Here is a 16,776-nt window from a genome sequence, read left to right on the forward strand (position 1 = left end):
CTGTGCAAGCGCTATATGTGGAAGCGAAAACGCAGGAAATCTCCCATGTCTCTTCGTCCCTGGCGCGATATCATGCGCCGCAAGAGCCGCCAGATCATGGTCGGCAACGTGCCTGTCGGCGGCGATGCGCCGGTCACCGTCCAGACGATGACCAACACGCCGACCTCGGACGCGCGAGCGACGATCGACCAGATCCGGCGCTGCGAGGACGTCGGCGTCGACATCATCCGCGTGAGCTGCCCCGACGTGGAGAGCACCGCCGCGCTCAAGCAGATTGTGCGCGAAAGCCGCGTGCCGATCGTCGCCGACATCCATTTCCACTATAAGCGCGCGCTTGAAGCGGCCGATGCCGGCGCGGCGTGCCTGCGGATCAATCCGGGCAATATCGGCTCGGACGCGCGTGTGCGGGAGGTCATCAACGCCGCCAAGGCCAATGGCTGTTCGATGCGGATCGGCGTCAATGCGGGCAGCCTCGAACGCGACCTGCTCGAAAAATATGGCGAGCCGTGCCCCGAGGCGCTGGTCGAATCGGCGATGGACCATATCAAGATCCTCCAGGATCACGATTTCCACGAATTCAAGGTTGCGGTGAAGGCGTCGGACCAGTTCCTTGCGGTCGCCGCCTATCAGCAACTCGCCGAACTGGTCGATTGCCCGCTGCATCTTGGCATCACCGAGGCGGGCGGGTTCGTTTCGGGCACCGTCAAATCGGCGATCGGGATCGGTAATTTGCTGTGGTTCGGGATCGGCGACACGATCCGCGTTTCCTTGTCGGCCGAACCCGAGGACGAGGTCCGCGTCGGCTTCGAGATTCTGAAGGCGCTGGGCATCCGCAACCGCGGCGTGCGCATCGTTTCGTGCCCCAGTTGCGCGCGGCAGGGCTTCGACGTCATCCGCACCGTGCAGAAGCTTGAGGAGCGCCTCCAGCACATCCGCACGCCGATGTCGCTCTCGGTGCTCGGCTGCGTCGTCAACGGCCCCGGCGAAGCGCGCGAGACCGATATCGGCATCACCGGCGGCGGCAACGGGACGCACATGGTCTATCTGTCGGGCGTCACCGATCACCATGTGCAGGATGCCGACATGATCGAGCACATCGTCAAACTGGTCGAGGCCAAGGCCGCCGAGATCGAGGCCGCCGAGGCCGCGCAGCAAATCGCGGCGGAATAATCAGCGCCAGCCCTCGGCGCCGATCAGCGGCACGAAGGCGACCCCACCCAGATCCTCCTGCGCGAACGCGTCCTTACCGGTGCGTGTCAGCTTGAGCAGCCGCTGGTTGCCGGGGTGGCCGGTCGGGATCACCAATCGCCCTCCGATCGCGAGGTGCGCCTTGAGCGTTGCGGGCACGTGGCGCGCGCCGGCCGAGACGATGATCGCGTCGAACGGCGCCGCATCGGCCGCGCCCGTTATGCCGTCGCCGATGCGGATGGCGATATTGTCATAGCCGAGCGCGGCGAGGCGCATCGCCGCGGCCTCGGCGAGCGCAGGGTGCCGTTCGATCGCGATCACGCGCGCCGCGATCTGGCCGATGACCGCGGCGGCATAGCCCGATCCGGCGCCCACTTCGAGTACGCGATCGCCCGGCCCCAATGCGGCCGCCTCGATCATCGCCGCGACAATATAAGGCTGCGAGATCGTCTGCCCGTCGGCGATCGGCAACGGCGTGTCGTCATACGCCCGGTCGGCATAAGCCGGATCGACGAAGACGTCGCGCGGCACGCGGCGCATCGCGTCCAGCACTGCCGCATCGGCGATGCCGCGCGCGGCGATCTGGTTGGCGACCATGTAGTGGCGGCGTTCGACGAAATTGGTCATCGCGTCTCTCCGTGCAGAAAAACGGCGCGCGCGCGGGGTAGATCCCGGTGACGTTATGATTCCGGTATCCAGCCACGAGGGCTAGCGATTGCGGCGCGTTGGACCCCGGAACCAGTCCGGGGTGACGGGGGACTGTCCCCTGTTGCGGGTCAGCCTAACGCCTGGTCGAGCAATTTGGCGAGCCGCAGCCCGCCGCGCTCGACCTGCAACTGCGCGACCGGCACGAGGCGTTCGATTGTGGCCTCGTCGAGCACGACCTTGGCCGGGGTCGGCGCGCAAGGATCGGCCATCGCGCTGCCATAGACCGAATCGTGCGCGACGTGCGCGGTCTCGCGACTCCAGTCGGGAACGTCGCCCGCTTGCAGCCGCGCCTTTTCGGCGGGAGCATAACGGCGGACGATCGTCGGCGGGGTCGAGATCGCGCGTTCGGCGAGCAGCCCGTCCCACACGCTGTGCAGGTTGAGTCGCGGCGGCGCGTAGATGCCGTACGCCGCGGTCACCTTGTTGCCGCCGGCATCGCCTTTCTCGCCCGCGTGGAGCGGCTGGTGCAGATCGCCGACGAAATGGATCAGGAACACCAGCGCCTTGAGGCGTTCGATGCGTGGCGCGCGCGTGTCCTTGAGCGTCGCCACGTCGCGCGTGATCTGCGCCGAGACGCAATCGCCCTCGGCGCATTCTGGGGGCAGCGCGAAGGGCGCGCAGATGTTCACATCCTGATAGTGCCAGACGAAGGTGTTCCTGAAGCGGTCGCCGAGCTTCTTGATGCAATCGGGCCAGACGGAGGCCTGCTCGGGGGTGCGCGCGGGGCATTGAGGGGTGTCGAGATCGGCGGCGTGCGACAGCAGCGCGATCACTGTCGCGCGCGTCTGCGGCTTGACGTTGAGCATCGCGATTCTGGCGATCGTCTCGTGCCCATATTCCCAATAGGCGGCGGCCGGAGACGCGGCGAGTGTGGCGAGGGCAAAGGCGGCGAGCAGCAGCGAGAGACGGCGAATCATGCCGGTGTCTTTAGCGACGTGGCTCAGCCCTCGTCCCCGAAAATCGCCACCATCGGCGCGATCGCCGCGCCGGCGCGGGCGCGGTACATGCCGGGGGTCGTCAGTGACCAGGCGGGCACGCCATCGGTGCCGACGACGATCACCCCGCCGGTGCCGCCCAGCGCCTTGACCTCGGCGAGCACGGCGTCGGCGGCGGCCTGCGCGGCGTCGCTCGCATAGCGTATCCGTGCCGCGATTTCGTGGGCGACGCCGACGCGCAGGAAGAACTCGCCCGATCCGGTGCACGAGACCGCGCACGCCCGGTCGTCGGCCCAGGTGCCCGCCCCCGGTATCGGCGAATCGCCGACGCGGCCCCAGCGCTTGCCGGTGACGCCCCCGGTCGACGTCGCCGCCGCCACATGGCCGCGGCGGTCGCGCGCGACCGCGCCGACGGTGCCGTATTTCATGTCGACGTCAAACACGCTGCCGCCGGCCGCCTTCATCGCGTCGAGTTGCGCGCGGCGCTCGGGGAGCGCGAACCAATCGGGGCCAGCCTGTTCGAGCCCGTGCTCGCGCGAGAAAGCGTCGGCGCCGTGGCCGACGAGCAGGACGTGCGGGCTACGTTCCATCACCGCGCGCGCCAGCCGGACGGGGTTGCGTGTCGCAACCACGCCCGCGACCGCCCCGGCCCGGCGATCGCGCCCGTCCATGATTGCGGCGTCCATCTCGTTGCGGCCCTCATAAGTGAAGACCGAGCCGCGGCCGGCGTTGAACGAGGGGTGATCCTCAAGCGTGCAGACCGCCCCCTCGACCGCGTCGAGCGCGGTGCCTCCGTTGCGCAGCACCGCGCTCCCCGCCTCCAGCGCCTGCGCGAGCCCGTCGCGCGCGGCCGCTTCGGCCTCAGGCGCAATCCTCGCGCGTTCGAGGATTCCGGCACCACCGTGGATCAGCAGGGTCCAGCCGTTCATCGCCGCGCGGTTTAGCAGATGCGCGCCGCGCTGCCACCCTCAGCCCGATCAAGGGGCGCAGCCAGCCGATCTCGCGGCCGATCAGATAGAAGCCCCAGCACCCCGCGACGGTCGCCGCCAGCAGGATCGCGAATTCGGCCCCCGCCGCGATCCCGTGCCCGATGATCGCATAGCCGACCAAGACGATCACCGTCTGGTGGATGATGTAGAAGGGAAACACCGCCTCGGTCAGCATCGGGCGCCATGCCGCATCGCGGTTCCACCAGGTCTCGGCGATCCCGATCAGCGCCGCGATCGCAGGCCAGGCCTCGCCGTGCCGCGCGAGCCGATAGGCCAGCACGCTGCCGTCCGACGTGAAGCTGAAATCGGGGTAGACGATCAGCAGCCCCGCAAGCGTTGCGTAGCAGCCGATCGCGGTAACGGCCGCCACCTTCCAATGCCGCGCCAGCGCCGCCATTACCGGCCGCGATCCCGCAAGGCCGAAGCCGAACACGAATGCGGGGAGGTAGCGCAGATGCGCGACGCCGTCGTTCAGCAGATCGTGCGTGTCGTCGATCTGGTGGAAGAGCACCGCCTCGAGCAACACGAGGTAGAGCGCGGGGATCGCCAGCGCACGCCAGCCGCCGAACGCGCGGTCGAACCAGCCCTGCGCGCGCGCGCCGATCGGCAGCGCCGCAACGCCGGCGAGGACCAATGTATAGACCCATAGATAGGCGACGAACCAGAGATGGTTCCACGTCGGCATGACGATCCCCGCCAGCGTGCCGAAGCGGAAATAGTCGGTCAGCCAGAAAGCGAGATAGTCGCCGGTATAGCCGTGTTGCGTGGTCAGCTCGACCCAGGTCTGCGGTGGCACCACCACCGCCATGCCGAACAGCAGCGGCCACAGCAGCCGCCCGCTGCGCTGCCGCAGGAACGCGCCGATCCCCGGCATCTTCGTGATCAGCGCGCGGCTGGCATAGCCCGAGACGACGAACAGCAGCGTCAGCCGCCACGGGCTGGTGAGAAACATCGGAATTTCCGCCCAGACGAGCGGGTGCTCGGTCTTCACGTGGAAGCCCCAGGGCACGAACACCATGCCCACGTGATAGACGATCAGCAGCGCAAACGCCCCGATCCGCAGCCAATCCATGCCGTAATGCCGTTCCATCGCGATCGTCCTGCTTGTGCGTCGAGGCACGAGAACTGGCGCAGGCGCGATCGGGCTTGTATCGCGAAGGTTCGGGCGGAGGCTTCCGAGGGACGATGCAGCACGCGGGCGTGACGAGCGGCGGATGGCGAGGGATGAACGGGGCGCAGCGCCGGCTCGCGCTGCTGTTCGGCGCGGGCTTTTTCGTCATCCTCGGTGTCATCATGGTCGCCAACGCGACCTCGATGGCGAGCGATTTCGCCGCTGCCCATATTCCCGTCACCACCGCGCATGTCTGGTTATGGGAAGTCAGCAGCATCATGGCGTGGCTGACGCTGCTGCCGCCGATCTGGCTGCTGGTCGCCTGGCTGGGCCGGGCGCGGCTGGCGTGGTGGAAGACCGCGCTGATCGTGCTGGCGGCGAGCCTTCCGGTATCGTTGTGGCACGTCGGGCTGATGGTGGCGCTTCGCAGCCTCGTCTATTGGCTGGAGGGCGAGCGCTATCGCTTCATGATGGGCATCGGGAATCCGCTGCTCTACGAATATCGTAAGGATCTGGGCACCTTCCTCCAGTTCGCGGCGATCGCGCTGGTCGCGAAATGGCTGATTGCGCGCGCCGCAACGACGGGCACCGGCGACGCCCCGTCGCCGCGCGTGCTCGCGATCAACGAAGGCAGCGTCACCCACTATGTGCCGATCGACGAGATCGAGAGCGCGTCGGCGGCGGGCAATTATGTCGAACTCGGCTGGACGCTGCGCCCACTGCTCCACCGCGCGACGCTCACCGCGATCGAGGCCGAACTGGGCGACGGTTTCGTCCGCATCCATCGCGGCCACCTCGTTCGCCGCGCCGCGATTCGCCGCGTCGCGACCGACAGGAATGGCGACTTCACGGTCGAACTCGCGAGCGGCGCGGTGCTGCGCGGCAGCCGGCGCTATCGCGATGCGCTATGATGCGCGTGAGTGGGGGGGCGGTCGCCGCTGCTTCCGCCCAACTGAAACAGCGCCTATTCCACCAACCCGTCGATCGCGTCGGCCATCTCGATATCGCGTTCGGAAAGTCCGCCCGCATCGTGCGTCGTCAGCAGGATTTCGACGCGATTATAGACGTTCGACCATTCGGGATGATGGTCGGCTTTTTCCGCGAGCAAGGCGACGCGGGTCATGAAAGCGAACGCCTCGGAGAAGTCCGCGAAGGTGAAGCGCCGCGTGATCGCATCGCGCGCGTCGTCATAATCCCAGTCGGGCAGGCCATCGAGCGCTTCGGCGCGCTCGGCTTCGCTCAGTTGCTCGACCATCGCTCTCTCCTTGCCGTGGCTTGAGCGTCAGGGCTATCCACATGGCCATGAACGGGCAAGCGCCGAGCGCGGATGAAATCGAAACGATGGCACGTGAGGCGCTGGCGGGGCTGCCGGCTGCGTTCCGCGCCTATCTGGGCGATGTCGTGCTGAGGGTCGAGGATTATGCCGATGACGAGACGCTCGCTGCGCTCGGCATCGCGCACCCGCTCGATCTGTCGGGCCTCTATCACGGTCGGCCGGTGGGCGAGAAATCGTCGATGGATTCGGGCGCGATGCCCGATCGCATCTTCCTCTATCGCCGCGCGATCCTCGAGGAATGGATCGAAACCGGGGTGCGGCTCGACGATCTCGTCCGGCATGTGCTGGTGCACGAAGTCGGGCATCATTTCGGGCTGTCGGACGACGATATGCACCGGCTTGAGGATGAGGCGTGACGCGGCTCGCTTTTGCAGGGGTGTCGTGCGTGCGCGGTGGCCGGCGGCTGTTCGAGGATCGCTCGTTCGATCTCGGCAGCGGTGACGCCGCGCTGATCACCGGCCCGAATGGTGTCGGCAAATCGAGCCTGGTGCGCGTCGCCGCCGGGCTGCTCACGCCCGCGGCGGGCAGCGTCACCGTCGAGGGGCGGTGCGCGTTGCTGGTCGAGGCGTCGGCGCTCGATCACGATCAGCCGCTGGCGCGCGCGATCGGCTTCTGGGCGGCGATCGACGGGCAGCGCGATGCGGTCGATGCCGCGCTTGACGCGCTTCAGTTGACGCGGCTCGCCGAGGTGCCGGTGGGGCTGCTCTCGACCGGGCAGCGGCGGCGCGCGGCGCTGGCCGCGGTGGCAGCGAGCGGGGCGCCGATCTGGCTGCTCGACGAACCCGGCAACGGACTCGACGTGATCGCGATCCAGGCGCTCGAGGCACTGATCGCGGGGCATCGCGCGGGCGGCGGGGTGGTGCTGGTCGCGACGCATCTGCCGATCGCGGTTCCCGGCGCGACGATGATCGCGCTCAAGGCATGAGCGTCGTCACCGCCCTGATCGTGCGCGACGTGCGCCGTGCCTGGACGCGTGGAGGCGCCAGCCTGCCGATCGCCTTTTTCCTGCTCGTCGCGATCCTGTTTCCGTTCGCGATCGGCCCCGATTCGGCGCTGCTCGCACGCGTCGGCGGCGGGGTGATCTGGACCGCGGCGTTGCTTGCCGCGCTGCTGCCGGTCGAACGGCTGGTCACGCCCGACGCTGAAGCGGGGGTGCTCGATCAGCTTGCGATCCGGGGGATGAGCATGGCGGCGGTGGCGGCCGCCAAGATCGCGGCGCACTGGCTGAGCTTCGGCCCGCCGCTGATGCTCGCCGGCTTGATCGCCGCCGGGATGCTGGGGATCGACCGTGACACGCTGCTGATGATCGAACTGGGGCTGGCGATCGGCACGCCGGGGCTCGCCGCGCTGGCGGTGGCGACGGGGGCGCTGGTCGCGGGCTTGCGCGGCGCCGGCGCGGTGGCCGGGCTCGTGATGCTGCCGTTCGCGGTGCCGCTGCTGATCTTCGGCGCGGGCTCGGTCGATGGCGGGCCGGGCGCGGTCAAGCTGCTGGCGGCGGTCAGCCTGCTGCTGCTGGCGGGGGCGCCGTTCGTGGCCGGTGCAGCGATCCGCGCGGCGCGCGATTAGAGCATCCCGCCGAAAATCAGGATCCTCACCCAGCGGTCGTTCGTCCCCAGATTGATCTGGGGTTACTTCTCGCGGTGTCGAAAGAAACAACGGCCCTTCGACAGGCTCAGGGCGAACGGATCATATTCAGGCGGGCCGCGGCCAATAAATTCTACCGCTTCCAGCGCGCCCAGATCGCGGTGGGCAGCACCAGTCCGCGCGCTTCCTCGCGGGTCGCGAGTTCGCCCATCTCGATCTCGCCGCCAAGGTCGCCGAGTGCCTGGCGGAGCAATTCGCCGATCGCGAGCGCCGACATCCGCACCGCGTAGACGGTGAGGAACAGAAAGCGCGACTCGGCATCGAGCAACCGGCGGCATCCCGCGATCAGATCGGGCAGTCCTTCGTCGAGCTTCCAGATTTCGCCGGTGGGGCCGCGGCCGTATTTGGGTGGATCGAGCAGGATGCCGTCGTAGCGGCGGCCGCGCCGGCCCTCGCGCGCCACGAATTTGGCGGCGTCGTCGACGATCCAGCGCACCGGCGCGTCGGCAAGGCCGGAGAGCAGCGCATTGTCCTTCGCCGCCTCGACCGATTTCTTCGAGGCGTCGACATGGACCATCCGCGCGCCCTTGGCCGCCATCGCGAGCGTGCCCACGCCGGTATAGCCGAACAGATTGAGGCATTCGGGCGCGTCCATTCCCGCCACGCGCTCGCGCATCCAGCCCCAGACCGGCGCCATATCGGGGAAGAAACCGAGATGGCGGAACGGCGTGGTGTGCGCGGTGAAGGTCACATCGTCCCAATGGAGCGGCCAGCCTTCGTGCGGGACGGGCTGGTGGTAGACCCACCGCCCGCCGCCTTCGTCGTCGGAGCCGGGCACGAATTCGGCATCGGCGCGCCAATCCGCCGATGCCGGTGCCCACATCGCCTGCGGCTCGGGGCGGATGAAGCGGAACCGTCCGTAGCGTTCGAGCTTGCGGCCATGCCCCGAATCGACCAGCCCGTAATCGGCCCAGGGCTCGGCGATAAGCGTGTGCAGCGTCACCGGGCTAGCGGGCGGCGGGGGTGGCGCGCTCGGCGATATAGGCGGTGACCGCCTCGAAGGTGGCCGGGAGCGTGGTGTAGCGTTCCTCGCGATCGTACAGATCGCCGATCCGGTTGGGCAGCGCCGGCCGCGCGCCGGTCGCGCGTTCGACGGCGTCGCGGAACTTGGCCGGATGCGCGGTCGCGAGCGTCACCACGGGGGTGTCGCCGACATCGACGCGTCGCGCCGCCGCGAGCCCGATCGCGGTGTGCGGATCGATGATCTCGCCGGCATGGTCGCACGCCCAGCGCATCGCCATCGCCATCTCGTCGAGATCGACGCGGTCGCTGGCGAACAGCGCCGCCGCGCCCTCGCGCTGCGCGTTGGTGAGCTGCATCGCCTTGCTCGCCTCGAAGCTGCGCATCTGCGCTGCCAGCGCCGCGCCGTCGCGCCCGCCGACATCGAACAGCAGCCGCTCGAAATTGGAGCTGACCTGGATATCCATCGACGGGCTTGGCGTCGGGATCACGTCACGGCACGAATAGTCGCCGCTGGAAAGCGCCCGCGCGAGGATGTCGTTGACGTTGGTGGCGACGACCAGCTTCGCGATCGGCAGCCCCATTTTCGCCGCGACATAGCCGGCGAAGACGTCGCCGAAATTGCCGGTGGGGACGGAGAAGGCGATCGCGCGTTCGGGGGCGCCGAGGCGGACGGCGGCGTAGAAATAATAGACCACCTGCGCCATCAGCCGCGCCCAGTTGATCGAATTGACCGCCGAGAGCCGGAAGCGCGAAGCGAAGTCCCGATCGTTGAACGCGGCCTTCACCATCGCCTGGGCGTCGTCGAAACTGCCCTCTATTGCGATATTATGGATGTTGGGCGCGAGCACCGTCGTCATCTGGCGGCGCTGGACGTCGGAGACGCGGCCGGCCGGGTGGAGCATGAACACGTCGATATGTTCGCGCCCCGCCAGCGCATCGATCGCCGCCGAGCCGGTATCGCCGCTGGTCGCGCCGACGATCGTCAGATGGTTGGCCTTGCCGGTCAGGAAGCGCTCGAACAGCAGCCCGAGCAATTGCAGCGCCACGTCCTTGAACGCGAGCGTCGGGCCGTGGAACAATTCGAGCAGCCACTGGCGATGGTCGAGCTGGACCAGCGGGGTCACCGCATCGTGCGCGAAGCGGCCATAAGCCTGGTCACACAGCGCCTTGAGCTCCTCACGGCCGAGCGAATCGCCGACGAACGGCGCCATCACCTCGACCGCGGTCTCGGCATAGGTCAGGTCGCGCAGCGCGCGAATCCGATCGGCCGACAGCGCCGGCCAATGCTCGGGCAGATACAGCCCGCCATCGGCGGCGAGCCCCGTGAGCGTCGCGCCCTCGAAATCGAGGACGGGCGCATTTCCCCTGGTGCTTACGTAACGCATATCGGGCGTCGCCTAGCCGCGCGTTGGCGGTGTGACAAGCACGCGTCCGCGTCGCCGGAGCGCCAGCGCATAGATCAGCGCGGCGAGACCGGCGAAGATGAACCATTGCATCGCATAAGCGAAATGGTTGTTGGGCACGCCCGATCGATCGGGGCCGCTATTGGGCATCAACCCTTCGGGCGGGGTATCGGCGACGAGCAACAGCGGTTGCGGGCGGCTTTTGCTGACCATGTCCTCGATCAGCGAGCGATGGTCGGGGGCGTGGCTGATGAAACCCGTCAGCGGCCCGCCGTGCCAGGTCGGCTGCCACTCGGGATCGGACGACACGCCGAGCTGGACGAAGAAGGGGGCGCCCGAGCCGGGCCGGGTGCAGCGCGCGATCTGGCGCCAGCCGATCGTGCCGTCGGCGCTGCGCCCGACCTCGCGCACCCAATCCGATGCCGCAGCGCAGGTCGCATAGGTCTTGCGGAACAAATGCTCGTCGCCGAACGACGCCTCGGGGAAGGCGATCGGCGGCAGCGTCTCGTTGGTGGCGTAGCGCGCGAGCAGATGCTCCTTCCAGGTCTTGCGCTGGAGCTGCCACAGGCCGAGCGCGACCATCGTCGCGACCGCGAGCGCGACCAGCAAGGTCGACAGGATCGGGAGCCGTTTCATGCGTCCGAGAGACGCCCGTCGCGCGCGGCGCCACGATATTCGAGCGCGAGCAGCAGGCCCTTGGCGATCCGGAGGCCGCCGGCGACCATGATGGCGGTGATCGGAATCCAGATCGCCATCTGGAGCCATAAGGGCGGATCGATCGCAAGCTGGAGCGTCACCGCAAGCCCCACCACGAGCGCGCCGATGATCAAGGTCAGGAACGCCGCCGGGCCATCACCGACGTTGAAGCTCGCATAATCGAGCCCGCACCCGCGGCAATGGCTGGCGAAGCGCGCGATGCCGGCGAACAGACCGGGGGCCCCGCAGCGCGGGCACACCCCCTTGATCGCCGCGATGGCGGGCGCCGGCGGCGTTGGGCCGCCGGCCGGATCGCCCGCTTCGTTCATCCGTGGTACGGCGCGCCCCAGCCGCCCCAGACATAGATCGAGACGAACAGGAACAGCCACACGACGTCGACGAAATGCCAGTACCAGGCCGCCGCCTCGAAGCCGAAATGCTGGCGCGGGGTGAAGTCCCCCTTGTACGCGCGCAGCAGGCACACGATCAGGAAGATCGTGCCGACGATGACGTGGAAGCCGTGGAAACCCGTCGTCATGAAGAACGACGCGCCGTAGTTCAGCCCCTTGAAGTCGAACGGTGCGTGGACATACTCATAGGCCTGGATCGCGCTGAACAGCACGCCGAGCGCAATCGTCAGCCACAGCCCCTTGAGCACGCCGTCGCGGTTGCCGACGCCGAGCAGGCCCCACAGGCCGGTCTTCTCGCCGCCGCGCTGGCCATGGATCAGCGCATGGTGCGCCCAGGTGATCGTGGTGCCCGAGGTGAGCAGGATGATCGTGTTGAGCAGCGGCAGCTCGAACGGGTTGATGACCTCAAGCCCCTTGGGCGGCCATTGTCCGCCGACCGCTTCGACCGTGTCGGGGAACAGCGAGAAATCGAAGAACGCCCAGAACCAGCCGACGAAGAACATGACTTCCGAGATGATGAACAGGATCATCCCGTAGCGCAGATGGATCTGGACCACCGGCGTGTGATCGCCCTGGCGGGCTTCCTTGACGACATCGCCCCACCACAACCGCATCGTCAGCAGCACCAGCGCGACGCCGACGAAGAAGACCCAGCCGCCGCCATTTGCCTTCTCGGGGCTCAGATGGCCGCCGTGCATCCACATGATGGCGCCCGACGCCATCGTCAGTGCCCCAAGCGCGCCCAGCAACGGCCAGAAGCTCGGCGGCAGGATATGGTAATCGTGGTTCTTGGCTCCGGCCATGATGTCGTCCCTGTCTATAGTCCCAGCGGCTTTAGCTCGCGGTTCCCGCGGAATCCACCGGGTAAAAAGTGTAGCTCAATGTTATCTCGCGTACGTCCCTGGTATCGGGATCGTCGAGGATCTTCGGATCGACGAAAAAGATCACCGGCATGCGCACCGTCTCGTTGGGCGCCAGCGTCTGCTCGGTGAAGCAGAAACATTCGATCTTGGTGAAATATTTGCCCGCCTGCGCGGGCGTGACGTTGAAGGTCGCGGTGCCCGTGATCGGATGATCCGAATTGTTGGTCGCGACGTAGAACGCCAGATCACGCGCGCCGACATCGATCTTGTCCTGGTGCCGTTCGGGTTTGAAGCTCCACGCCAGCTTGGGCGATACGTTCGAATCGAACGCGACCGTGATCTTGTCGCCGACCCCGCCGGGGGCGTCGATCGCGCGCTGCGTGGTGCCGTTGAGCCCGGTCACCTGACAGAACACGCGGTACAGCGGTACGCTGGCAAAGCCGAGCCCGGTCATGCCGACGACGCCGGCAACGGCGAACAACGCGGTACGAAGCTGGGGTGTCACTGCATGCCCGCCTTGATCTTCACGATCGAAATGCCGAACATCAGGATCACGAACGCGCCGAGCAGCACGGCCATCACGATCGAGCGGCTGCGCTGGCGCTGGCGGATCAGGTCTTCGTCGTCGTCGCGTTTGGGATCGTTCATGCTACCCACCGATCGACGACCAACGCGCCGAACATGATGAAGAGATAGGCGATCGAATAGGCGAAGAGGCGCTTTTCAGGCCGCATCGTATCATTGTCGCCGGTGGTCCGCAGCGCAACCTGCGCGGCGAGCGCTGCGAAGAAGGCCGTGGTAAGGATCGAGACCAGCCCGTAGATCGGGCCCGTCAACCCCAGCGGCCATGGCATCACCGCGACCGCCGCCATCGGTATCGTATACAGGCCGATCTGGCGCCGCGTGGAGCGCTCACCGGCGACCACGGGCAGCATCGGCACCCCGGCGTTGGCGTAATCGGTCTTCACGAACAGCGCGAGCGCCCAGAAATGGGGCGGCGTCCAGAGGAACACGAGCGCGAACAGCAGGAACGGCAGCAGCGTGACCTGCCCGGTCGCCGCGGCCCAGCCGATCAGCGGCGGGAAGGCGCCCGCGGCGCCGCCGATGACGATGTTCTGCGGCGTCCGGCGCTTGAGCCAGACGGTGTAGATCAGGACATAGAACAGGATCGAGCCGGTCAGGATCGCCGCGGCCGCAAGATTGAGCGCGAGGCCCATCAGCAGCACCGAGAACACCGCGAGCCCGACGCCGAAATGGAGCGCGGCCTGACGATCCATCCGCCCGGCCGGGAGAGGGCGATTGCGCGTGCGCTTCATCTGCGCGTCGATATCGGCTTCGTACCACATATTGAGCGCGCCCGCCGCGCCCGCGCCGAGCGCGATGCACAGAACCGCGGTGAAGCCCAGAATCGGATCGATCGCCTGTGGCGCCGCGAGCATCCCGCACAGCCCGGTGAACACGACCAGCGACATCACGCGCGGCTTGGTCAGCGCAAGGAAGTCACGCCAGTCGGCGGGAATCGCAAGGGGATGGTCAGCGGCAGTCATGGCTGGCCCGGCTATAGGCAGCCAGGCGCCGCGGGGGAAGGGGGGGATAGATTCTTCGGGCGTCGGCCCGGTACCGGACAGCGAAACGCCGGCGCGGGATGGTTCCCGCGCCGGCGCCGTATCGGCTTGTGGCCGTTGCGTTGAGACCTGCTTAGTCGATCTTGGGCAGGGTCTCGAACTGGTGGTACGGTGGTGGGCTCGACAGCGTCCATTCGAGCGTGGTTGCACCGTCGCCCCACGGATTGTCGGTCGCCTTCTTGCCGGCCACGAGCGACCAGACCAGGTTGATGAAGAAAATCCCCATGCCGACGGCCATGATCTCATAGCCATGGGTGGCGATCGCATTCCAATGCTCGAACCCGTCCGGATAATCCGGGTAGCGGCGCGGCATTCCCTGCAGGCCCAGGAAGTGCATCGGGAAGAACAGAATGTTCACGCCGATGAAGAAGATCCAGAAATGGAGCTGGCCGAGGAATTCATTGTACATCCGGCCCGACATTTTCGGGAACCAGTAATAGAAGCCGGCGAACAGGCTGAACACCGCGCCCAGGCTGAGCACGTAGTGGAAATGCGCCACCACGTAATAGGTGTCCTGCATGTAATCGTCGATGCCGCCGTTGGCGATCACGACGCCGGTGACGCCGCCGATCGTGAACATGAAGATGAAGCCGATCGCCCACAGCATCGGGGTCTTGAAGGTGATCGAACCACCCCACATCGTCGCGATCCACGAGAAGATCTTGATGCCCGTGGGCACCGCGATCACCATCGTTGCGGCGGTGAAGTACATCTTGACGTTCACCGCCAGGCCGGTGGTGAACATGTGGTGCGCCCACACGATGAAGCCGACGACACCGATCGCGACCATCGCATAGGCCATGCCGAGATAACCGAACACCGGCTTGCGGCTGAAGGTTGCGATGATCTGGCTGACCATGCCGAAGCCCGGCAGGATCATGATGTACACTTCCGGGTGGCCGAAGAACCAGAACAGATGCTGATAGAGCACCGGATCACCACCGCCCGACGGATCGAAGAAGGTCGTGCCGAAATTGCGGTCGGTGAGCAGCATCGTGATGGCGGCGGCAAGCACCGGCAGCGCGATCAGCAGCAGGAACGCGGTGATCAGGATCGACCAGGCGAACAGCGGCATCTTGTGCAGCGTCATGCCCGGTGCGCGCATGTTGAAGATGGTGGTGATGAAGTTGATCGCGCCGAGGATCGACGAGGCACCCGCAAGGTGCATCGACAGGATGATCATATCGGTCGACGGCCCCGGCTCGCCATAGGTCGATAGCGGGGCATACATCGTCCAGCCGTTGCCCGACCCGCCGAAGAAAGGCGACGCGAGCAGCAGAACGAACGCGGGCACCAGCAGCCAGAAGCTGATGTTGTTCATCCGCGGGAAGGCCATATCCGGCGCGCCGATCATCAGCGGCACGAACCAGTTGCCGAACCCGCCGACCATCGCCGGCATGACCATGAAGAAGATCATGATCAGGCCGTGGGCGGTGATCATCACGTTCCAGAAGTGCAGCGCCTCGTCGAAGCTCTGCGGGGTGCCGTGGAACAGGCTCGCCCAGGTCTGGAGATACTGGATGCCCGGCTCGGCGAGCTCGACGCGCATCAGCCCCGACACCGCGCCGCCGATGATCCCGGCGGTGATCGCGAAGATCAGGTAGAGCGTGCCGATATCCTTGTGGTTGGTCGACATGAACCAACGCTGGAAGAAGGCCGGCTTGTGATCGGCATCATGGTGATGCTCGGCTGTTTCATGCGCCTGGAAGGCGGATGGCTGAATCGCGGTATCGGTCATGATCAAAGGTCCGAAGTGCTGGCGCCGGGCGCGGGAGGCGTCGCCGGCTGGGTCGGGATGGCGGGGGTGGCGGTCGCGTCGACCGCGGCGCCGGGTTCGATCGGCGGCGCGGCGGCCGGGGCCGCCTCGTCACCCGGCATCGTCCCGCCTTTGGCGCGCACCCAGGCGGCGAATTCCGCCGGCGGCACCGCTTCGATCGCGATCGGCATGAACGCATGGCGCGTGCCGCACAGCTCCGAGCACTGGCCGAAATAGACGCCTGGCTTCTCGATCGTGAAGCTGGTTTCGTTGAGACGGCCGGGGACGGCGTCGAGCTTGATCCAGAACGCCGGGACGGCCCAGCTATGGATCACGTCGCTTGCCGTGGTGATGAGCCGGATCGGCACGCCGACGGGAAGCACGACGCGATTGTCGGTCGCGAGCAGGCGCGGGCCGTCGACGTCGGTGCGATAGCGTTCGCCCGGCTGAACCTGATCCTTTTCCTTGAGCATGTTCGCGGTGATCTGGAGATCGCCGTTATCGGGATATTCGTAGCTCCAATACCATTGGTTGCCGATCGCCTTGAGCGTCACGGCGTTGTCGGGCGCGGGCTTGTATTGCGCCTGGAGCAGCCCGATCGACGGAATCGCGATCAGCACCAGGATGATCACCGGCACCAGCGTCCAGATGATCTCGATTACGGTGTGGTGCGAGGTGCGCGAGGGCGTCGGGTTGCGGCCACGGCGATAGGCGAAGATGCACCAGAGAATCAGCACCAGCACGAGCACCGAAATGCCGGTGATCGCGGGCATCAGGATCGCATCGTGCATCCAGTGCGCGCGGTGGCCGTTGGGCGTGACCTGTGCCTGAAGCCCCATCCGGCCGTCGCTCGGCTGGCCGATATGCTCGACCGGCGCCATCAGCGGCGCGCCGTCCTGTGCCACCAGCGGATTCGCCGGCGCGGCCTGATCGGACGCGGTGGCGGCAGTGCTGACGGCAGGCGCCGCAGGTTCCTGCGCTACCGCGGTCCCCATGCCGGCGAGCGCCAGGCCCGCCGCCAGGACGATCGATTTCAACCCTGTCATGCGCATCGTTGCTTTTCACCCTTTTTGCGGAGCGCCATACCCCAGGCACGAGGATAGGGATACGCCCATTTGTGAGCGCCTATACGCCGCAGTGTCGGGGGTC

Annotated in this window: 19 protein-coding genes and 1 pseudogene; 5 read left to right on the plus strand and 15 right to left on the minus strand. The window is 66.9% G+C overall.

Annotation, left to right across the window (positions count from 1 at the left end; genetic code table 11):
• Nucleotides 1–45 precede the first annotated feature (45 nt).
• A complete protein-coding gene (gene ispG, locus NFE57_RS05750) occupies nucleotides 46–1,170 on the plus strand; it encodes a flavodoxin-dependent (E)-4-hydroxy-3-methylbut-2-enyl-diphosphate synthase (RefSeq protein WP_252134620.1) in 1,125 nt (374 codons plus the stop codon).
• Here the strand turns inward: ispG and NFE57_RS05755 are convergent, their stop codons facing one another.
• The 4 genes from NFE57_RS05755 to NFE57_RS05770 form a co-directional block, all read right to left on the minus strand.
• Nucleotides 1,171–1,815: a protein-L-isoaspartate(D-aspartate) O-methyltransferase gene (locus NFE57_RS05755; RefSeq protein ID WP_252134621.1), complete on the minus strand. Its 645-nt coding sequence runs from the start codon at nucleotides 1,813–1,815 to the stop codon at nucleotides 1,171–1,173.
• A 149-nt stretch (nucleotides 1,816–1,964) separates the two neighbouring features.
• Nucleotides 1,965–2,813 carry a S1/P1 nuclease gene (locus NFE57_RS05760; protein WP_252134622.1) on the minus strand — a complete coding sequence of 283 codons (849 nt, stop codon included), beginning with the start codon at nucleotides 2,811–2,813 and terminating at the stop codon, nucleotides 1,965–1,967.
• Nucleotides 2,814–2,836: 23 nt separating this feature from the next.
• A complete protein-coding gene (locus NFE57_RS05765) occupies nucleotides 2,837–3,760 on the minus strand; it encodes an isoaspartyl peptidase/L-asparaginase family protein (protein ID WP_252134623.1) in 924 nt (307 codons plus the stop codon).
• Nucleotides 3,693–4,910 (minus strand): acyltransferase family protein, encoded by a 1,218-nt coding sequence (locus tag NFE57_RS05770; RefSeq protein WP_252134624.1) that lies wholly within the window; start codon nucleotides 4,908–4,910, stop codon nucleotides 3,693–3,695. Before NFE57_RS05770 ends, NFE57_RS05765 begins: the two co-directional genes overlap by 68 nt.
• 134 nt (nucleotides 4,911–5,044) lie before the next feature.
• Here NFE57_RS05770 and NFE57_RS05775 point away from each other — a divergent pair, with 134 nt between their 5' ends.
• Complete coding sequence (locus NFE57_RS05775) at nucleotides 5,045–5,842, plus strand: LytR/AlgR family response regulator transcription factor (protein ID WP_252134625.1); 798 nt, start codon at nucleotides 5,045–5,047, stop codon at nucleotides 5,840–5,842.
• A gap of 53 nt (nucleotides 5,843–5,895) precedes the next feature.
• On the opposite strand, the pseudogene NFE57_RS05780 reads toward NFE57_RS05775, so the two are convergent.
• Nucleotides 5,896–6,192: pseudogene (locus NFE57_RS05780) on the minus strand (4a-hydroxytetrahydrobiopterin dehydratase); the annotation flags it as partial.
• 80 nt (nucleotides 6,193–6,272) lie between these two features.
• Here NFE57_RS05780 and NFE57_RS05785 point away from each other — a divergent pair.
• The 3 genes from NFE57_RS05785 to NFE57_RS05795 are packed head-to-tail and all read left to right on the plus strand — an operon-like array spanning nucleotide 6,273 to nucleotide 7,833.
• Nucleotides 6,273–6,623, plus strand: a complete 351-nt coding sequence (locus NFE57_RS05785; RefSeq protein WP_252134627.1) for a metallopeptidase family protein — start codon at nucleotides 6,273–6,275, stop codon at nucleotides 6,621–6,623.
• Nucleotides 6,620–7,192: a heme ABC exporter ATP-binding protein CcmA gene (gene ccmA, locus NFE57_RS05790; protein ID WP_252134628.1), complete on the plus strand. Its 573-nt coding sequence runs from the start codon at nucleotides 6,620–6,622 to the stop codon at nucleotides 7,190–7,192. The genes NFE57_RS05785 and ccmA overlap by 4 nt, the downstream gene beginning before the upstream one ends.
• Complete coding sequence (locus NFE57_RS05795; protein ID WP_252134629.1) at nucleotides 7,189–7,833, plus strand: heme exporter protein CcmB; 645 nt, start codon at nucleotides 7,189–7,191, stop codon at nucleotides 7,831–7,833. Before ccmA ends, NFE57_RS05795 begins: the two co-directional genes overlap by 4 nt.
• A gap of 151 nt (nucleotides 7,834–7,984) precedes the next feature.
• Here NFE57_RS05795 and NFE57_RS05800 read toward each other — a convergent pair whose 3' ends face one another.
• The 10 genes from NFE57_RS05800 to coxB form a co-directional block, all read right to left on the minus strand.
• A complete protein-coding gene (locus tag NFE57_RS05800; protein ID WP_252134630.1) occupies nucleotides 7,985–8,854 on the minus strand; it encodes a class I SAM-dependent methyltransferase in 870 nt (289 codons plus the stop codon).
• A 4-nt stretch (nucleotides 8,855–8,858) separates the two neighbouring features.
• Nucleotides 8,859–10,259 carry a threonine synthase gene (gene thrC / locus NFE57_RS05805; RefSeq protein ID WP_252134631.1) on the minus strand — a complete coding sequence of 467 codons (1,401 nt, stop codon included), beginning with the start codon at nucleotides 10,257–10,259 and terminating at the stop codon, nucleotides 8,859–8,861.
• Between the two features lie 12 nt (nucleotides 10,260–10,271).
• Complete coding sequence (locus NFE57_RS05810; protein WP_252134632.1) at nucleotides 10,272–10,913, minus strand: SURF1 family protein; 642 nt, start codon at nucleotides 10,911–10,913, stop codon at nucleotides 10,272–10,274.
• Nucleotides 10,910–11,302: a DUF983 domain-containing protein gene (locus NFE57_RS05815; protein WP_252134633.1), complete on the minus strand. Its 393-nt coding sequence runs from the start codon at nucleotides 11,300–11,302 to the stop codon at nucleotides 10,910–10,912. The genes NFE57_RS05810 and NFE57_RS05815 overlap by 4 nt, the downstream gene beginning before the upstream one ends.
• Nucleotides 11,299–12,186 carry a cytochrome c oxidase subunit 3 gene (locus NFE57_RS05820; RefSeq protein ID WP_252134634.1) on the minus strand — a complete coding sequence of 296 codons (888 nt, stop codon included), beginning with the start codon at nucleotides 12,184–12,186 and terminating at the stop codon, nucleotides 11,299–11,301. The genes NFE57_RS05815 and NFE57_RS05820 overlap by 4 nt, the downstream gene beginning before the upstream one ends.
• 31 nt (nucleotides 12,187–12,217) lie before the next feature.
• Entirely contained in the window at nucleotides 12,218–12,751 is a 534-nt protein-coding gene (locus tag NFE57_RS05825; RefSeq protein ID WP_353653870.1) for a cytochrome c oxidase assembly protein, read from the minus strand.
• A complete protein-coding gene (locus NFE57_RS05830; RefSeq protein WP_252134635.1) occupies nucleotides 12,748–12,894 on the minus strand; it encodes a cytochrome c oxidase system small membrane protein in 147 nt (48 codons plus the stop codon). Before NFE57_RS05830 ends, NFE57_RS05825 begins: the two co-directional genes overlap by 4 nt.
• Nucleotides 12,891–13,793 carry a heme o synthase gene (locus NFE57_RS05835; protein WP_252134636.1) on the minus strand — a complete coding sequence of 301 codons (903 nt, stop codon included), beginning with the start codon at nucleotides 13,791–13,793 and terminating at the stop codon, nucleotides 12,891–12,893. Before NFE57_RS05835 ends, NFE57_RS05830 begins: the two co-directional genes overlap by 4 nt.
• A 151-nt stretch (nucleotides 13,794–13,944) precedes the next feature.
• The gene (gene ctaD / locus NFE57_RS05840; RefSeq protein ID WP_252134637.1) at nucleotides 13,945–15,609 is read right to left on the minus strand and encodes a cytochrome c oxidase subunit I; all 1,665 of its coding nucleotides are present in this window, start codon (nucleotides 15,607–15,609) and stop codon (nucleotides 13,945–13,947) included.
• A 2-nt stretch (nucleotides 15,610–15,611) separates the two neighbouring features.
• Nucleotides 15,612–16,673, minus strand: a complete 1,062-nt coding sequence (gene coxB, locus NFE57_RS05845) for a cytochrome c oxidase subunit II (RefSeq protein ID WP_252134638.1) — start codon at nucleotides 16,671–16,673, stop codon at nucleotides 15,612–15,614.
• Nucleotides 16,674–16,776: the final 103 nt, after the last annotated feature.

The sequence above is a fragment of the Hephaestia sp. MAHUQ-44 genome, from assembly GCF_023806085.1.
Lineage (GTDB): Bacteria > Pseudomonadota > Alphaproteobacteria > Sphingomonadales > Sphingomonadaceae > Sphingomonas.